The sequence below is a fragment of the Agromyces sp. NPDC058104 genome (assembly GCF_042884835.1).
Classification (GTDB): domain Bacteria; phylum Actinomycetota; class Actinomycetes; order Actinomycetales; family Microbacteriaceae; genus Agromyces.
Window position 1 is genome coordinate 1 of record NZ_JBHVTD010000008.1, and the last position, 4,326, is coordinate 4,326.

The 4,326-nt window shown below is 57.3% G+C and carries 2 rRNA genes; both read left to right on the top strand.

Annotated features, from left to right (window positions below):
* Window positions 1-1,247: ribosomal RNA gene (locus ACFVTH_RS19210) — 16S ribosomal RNA — on the top strand; the annotation flags it as partial.
* 277 nt (window positions 1,248-1,524) lie between these two features.
* Window positions 1,525-4,326: ribosomal RNA gene (locus ACFVTH_RS19215) — 23S ribosomal RNA — on the top strand; the annotation flags it as partial.

Genomic DNA, 4,326 nt, shown 5'->3' on the forward strand with positions numbered 1-4,326 from the left:
GTAGCCGGCCTGAGAGGGCGACCGGCCACACTGGGACTGAGACACGGCCCAGACTCCTACGGGAGGCAGCAGTGGGGAATATTGCACAATGGGCGAAAGCCTGATGCAGCGACGCCGCGTGAGGGATGACGGCCTTCGGGTTGTAAACCTCTTTCAGCAGGGAAGAAGCGAAAGTGACGGTACCTGCAGAAGAAGCGCCGGCTAACTACGTGCCAGCAGCCGCGGTAATACGTAGGGTGCGAGCGTTGTCCGGAATTATTGGGCGTAAAGAGCTCGTAGGCGGCCTGTCGCGTCGGATGTGAAAGCCCGGGGCTTAACCCCGGGTCTGCATTCGATACGGGCAGGCTAGAGTGTGGTAGGGGAGATCGGAATTCCTGGTGTAGCGGTGAAATGCGCAGATATCAGGAGGAACACCGGTGGCGAAGGCGGATCTCTGGGCCATTACTGACGCTGAGGAGCGAAAGCGTGGGGAGCGAACAGGATTAGATACCCTGGTAGTCCACGCCGTAAACGTTGGGAACTAGGTGTTGGCGACATTCCACGTCGTCGGTGCCGCAGCTAACGCATTAAGTTCCCCGCCTGGGGAGTACGGCCGCAAGGCTAAAACTCAAAGGAATTGACGGGGGCCCGCACAAGCAGCGGAGCATGTGGCTTAATTCGACGCAACGCGAAGAACCTTACCAAGGCTTGACATATGCCGGAAACATCCAGAGATGGGTGCCCCCTTGTGGTCGGTATACAGGTGGTGCATGGTTGTCGTCAGCTCGTGTCGTGAGATGTTGGGTTAAGTCCCGCAACGAGCGCAACCCTTGTTCTGTGTTGCCAGCATGCCTTTCGGGGTGATGGGGACTCACAGGAGACTGCCGGGGTCAACTCGGAGGAAGGTGGGGACGACGTCAAATCATCATGCCCCTTATGTCTTGGGCTGCACACGTGCTACAATGGTCGGTACAAAGGGCTGCGATGCCGCGAGGCGGAGCGAATCCCAAAAAGCCGGCCTCAGTTCGGATTGGGGTCTGCAACTCGACCCCATGAAGTTGGAGTTGCTAGTAATCGCAGATCAGCATGCTGCGGTGAATACGTTCCCGGGCCTTGTACACACCGCCCGTCACGTCACGAAAGTCGGTAACACCCGAAGCCGGTGGCCTAACCCGTAAGGGGAGGAGCCGTCGAAGGTGGGACCAGCGATTGGGACGAAGTCGTAACAAGGTAGCCGTACCGGAAGGTGCGGCTGGATCACCTCCTTTCTAAGGAGCAAATATGCCGGTTGCAGGCGAATGTCCTGCACGGTTGCTCATGGGTGGAACGTTGACTATTCGGCACAGTTCAGATGATGTTTCCCAGTACTGCTTCGGCGTGGAAGAGATTCATGGTCTGGGTGTGTCGGGCACGTTGTTGGGTCCTGAGGGAACGGGTTGACCGTTGTCTCAGTGCCGGCCTCACTCGAGGTAGCCCGGTTTCGGGTTGCCGAGGGTGTGTGACTGGTCGTTGTTTGAGAACTGCACAGTGGACGCGAGCATCTGTGGCCAAGTTTTTAAGGGCGCACGGTGGATGCCTTGGCACTAGGAACCGATGAAGGACGTGGGAGGCCACGATAGTCCCCGGGGAGCCGTCAACCAGGCTTTGATCCGGGGGTTTCCGAATGGGGAAACCCGGCAGTCGTCATGGGCTGTCACCCATACCTGAACACATAGGGTATGTGGAGGGAACGCGGGGAAGTGAAACATCTCAGTACCCGCAGGAAGAGAAAACAACCGTGATTCCGGGAGTAGTGGCGAGCGAAACTGGATGAGGCTAAACCTTGAGCGTGTGAGACCCGGCAGGGGTTGCGCTCAGGGGGTCGTGGGATTTTTCTTGATCGGTCTGCCGGCCGGTCGGCGAGTCAGAAACCGTACAGGTAGTCGAAGGACATGCGAAAGGTCCGGCGTAGAGGGTAAGACCCCCGTAGACGAAATCTGTACGGCTCGCTTGAAGAACTCCCAAGTAGCACGGGGCCCGAGAAATCCCGTGTGAATCTGGCGGGACCACCCGCTAAGCCTAAATATTCCCTAGTGACCGATAGCGGATAGTACCGTGAGGGAATGGTGAAAAGTACCGCGGGAGCGGAGTGAAATAGTACCTGAAACCGTGTGCCTACAAGCCGTGGGAGCGTCGTTCATCAGCTTGCTGGTGGGCCGTGACTGCGTGCCTTTTGAAGAATGAGCCTGCGAGTTTGCGGTGTGTAGCGAGGTTAACCCGTGTGGGGTAGCCGTAGCGAAAGCGAGTCCGAATAGGGCGGTTGAGTTGCATGCCCAAGACCCGAAGCGGAGTGATCTAGCCATGGGCAGGTTGAAGCGCGGGTAAGACCGTGTGGAGGACCGAACCCACCAGGGTTGAAAACCTGGGGGATGACCTGTGGTTAGGGGTGAAAGGCCAATCAAACTCCGTGATAGCTGGTTCTCCCCGAAATGCATTTAGGTGCAGCGTCACGTGTTTCTTGCCGGAGGTAGAGCACTGGATAGGCGATGGGCCTTACCGGGTTACTGACCTTAGCCAAACTCCGAATGCCGGTAAGTGAGAGCGTGGCAGTGAGACTGTGGGGGATAAGCTCCATGGTCGAGAGGGAAACAGCCCAGAACACCGACTAAGGTCCCTAAGCGTGTGCTAAGTGGGAAAGGATGTGGAGTCGCAGAGACAACCAGGAGGTTGGCTTAGAAGCAGCCACCCTTGAAAGAGTGCGTAATAGCTCACTGGTCAAGTGATTCCGCGCCGACAATGTAGCGGGGCTCAAGCACATCACCGAAGTCGTGTCATTGCAGCATATAGGGCCAACGCCTGCTGTGATGGGTAGGGGAGCGTCGTGTGCCGGGTGAAGCGGCGGTGGAAACCAGTCGTGGACGGTATACGAGTGAGAATGCAGGCATGAGTAGCGATACAAGAGTGAGAAACTCTTGCGCCGATTGACCAAGGGTTCCTGGGTCAAGCTGATCTGCCCAGGGTAAGTCGGGACCTAAGGCGAGGCCGACAGGCGTAGTCGATGGACAACGGGTTGATATTCCCGTACCCGCTTTGAAGCGCCAACGTCGAACCAGATGATGCTAAGGCCGTGAAGCCGTCCCGGAGCCTTCGGGCAAAGGGAAGTGGTGGAGCCGCCGGTCCAAGTCTGCAGTAGGTGAGCGATGGGGTGACGCAGGAAGGTAGTCCAGCCCGGGCGGTGGTTGTCCCGGGGTAAGGGTGTAGGCCGTGAGGTAGGCAAATCCGCCTCACATTAAGGCTGAGACCTGATGCCGAGCCGATTGTGGTGAAGTGGATGATCCTATGCTGTCGAGAAAAGCCTCTAGCGAGTTTCATGGCGGCCCGTACCCCAAACCGACTCAGGTGGTCAGGTAGAGAATACCGAGGCGTTCGGGTGAACTATGGTTAAGGAACTCGGCAAAATGCCCCCGTAACTTCGGGAGAAGGGGGGCCATTCCTGGTGACGAGTCTTGCACTCCGAGCTGGGGGTGGCCGCAGAGACCAGCGAGAAGCGACTGTTTACTAAAAACACAGGTCCGTGCGAAGCCGTAAGGCGATGTATACGGACTGACGCCTGCCCGGTGCTGGAACGTTAAGGGGACCGGTTAGCTCTGATTCGTCGGGGCGAAGCTGAGAACTTAAGCGCCAGTAAACGGCGGTGGTAACTATAACCATCCTAAGGTAGCGAAATTCCTTGTCGGGTAAGTTCCGACCTGCACGAATGGCGTAACGACTTCTCGACTGTCTCAACCATAGGCCCGGTGAAATTGCATTACGAGTAAAGATGCTCGTTTCGCGCAGCAGGACGGAAAGACCCCGGGACCTTTACTATAGCTTGATATTGGTGTTCGGTTCGGCTTGTGTAGGATAGGTGGGAGACTTTGAAGCCTTGACGCCAGTCTTGGTGGAGTCGTCGTTGAAATACCACTCTGGTCGTGCTGGATGTCTAACCTGGGTCCGTGATCCGGATCAGGGACAGTGTCTGGTGGGTAGTTTAACTGGGGCGGTTGCCTCCTAAAGAGTAACGGAGGCGCCCAAAGGTTCCCTCAGCCTGGTTGGCAATCAGGTGTTGAGTGTAAGTGCACAAGGGAGCTTGACTGTGAGACTGACGGGTCGAGCAGGTACGAAAGTAGGGACTAGTGATCCGGCGGTGGCTTGTGGAAGCGCCGTCGCTCAACGGATAAAAGGTACCCCGGGGATAACAGGCTGATCTTCCCCAAGAGTCCATATCGACGGGATGGTTTGGCACCTCGATGTCGGCTCGTCGCATCCTGGGGCTGGAGTAGGTCCCAAGGGTTGGGCTGTTCGCCCATTAAAGCGGTACGCGAGCTG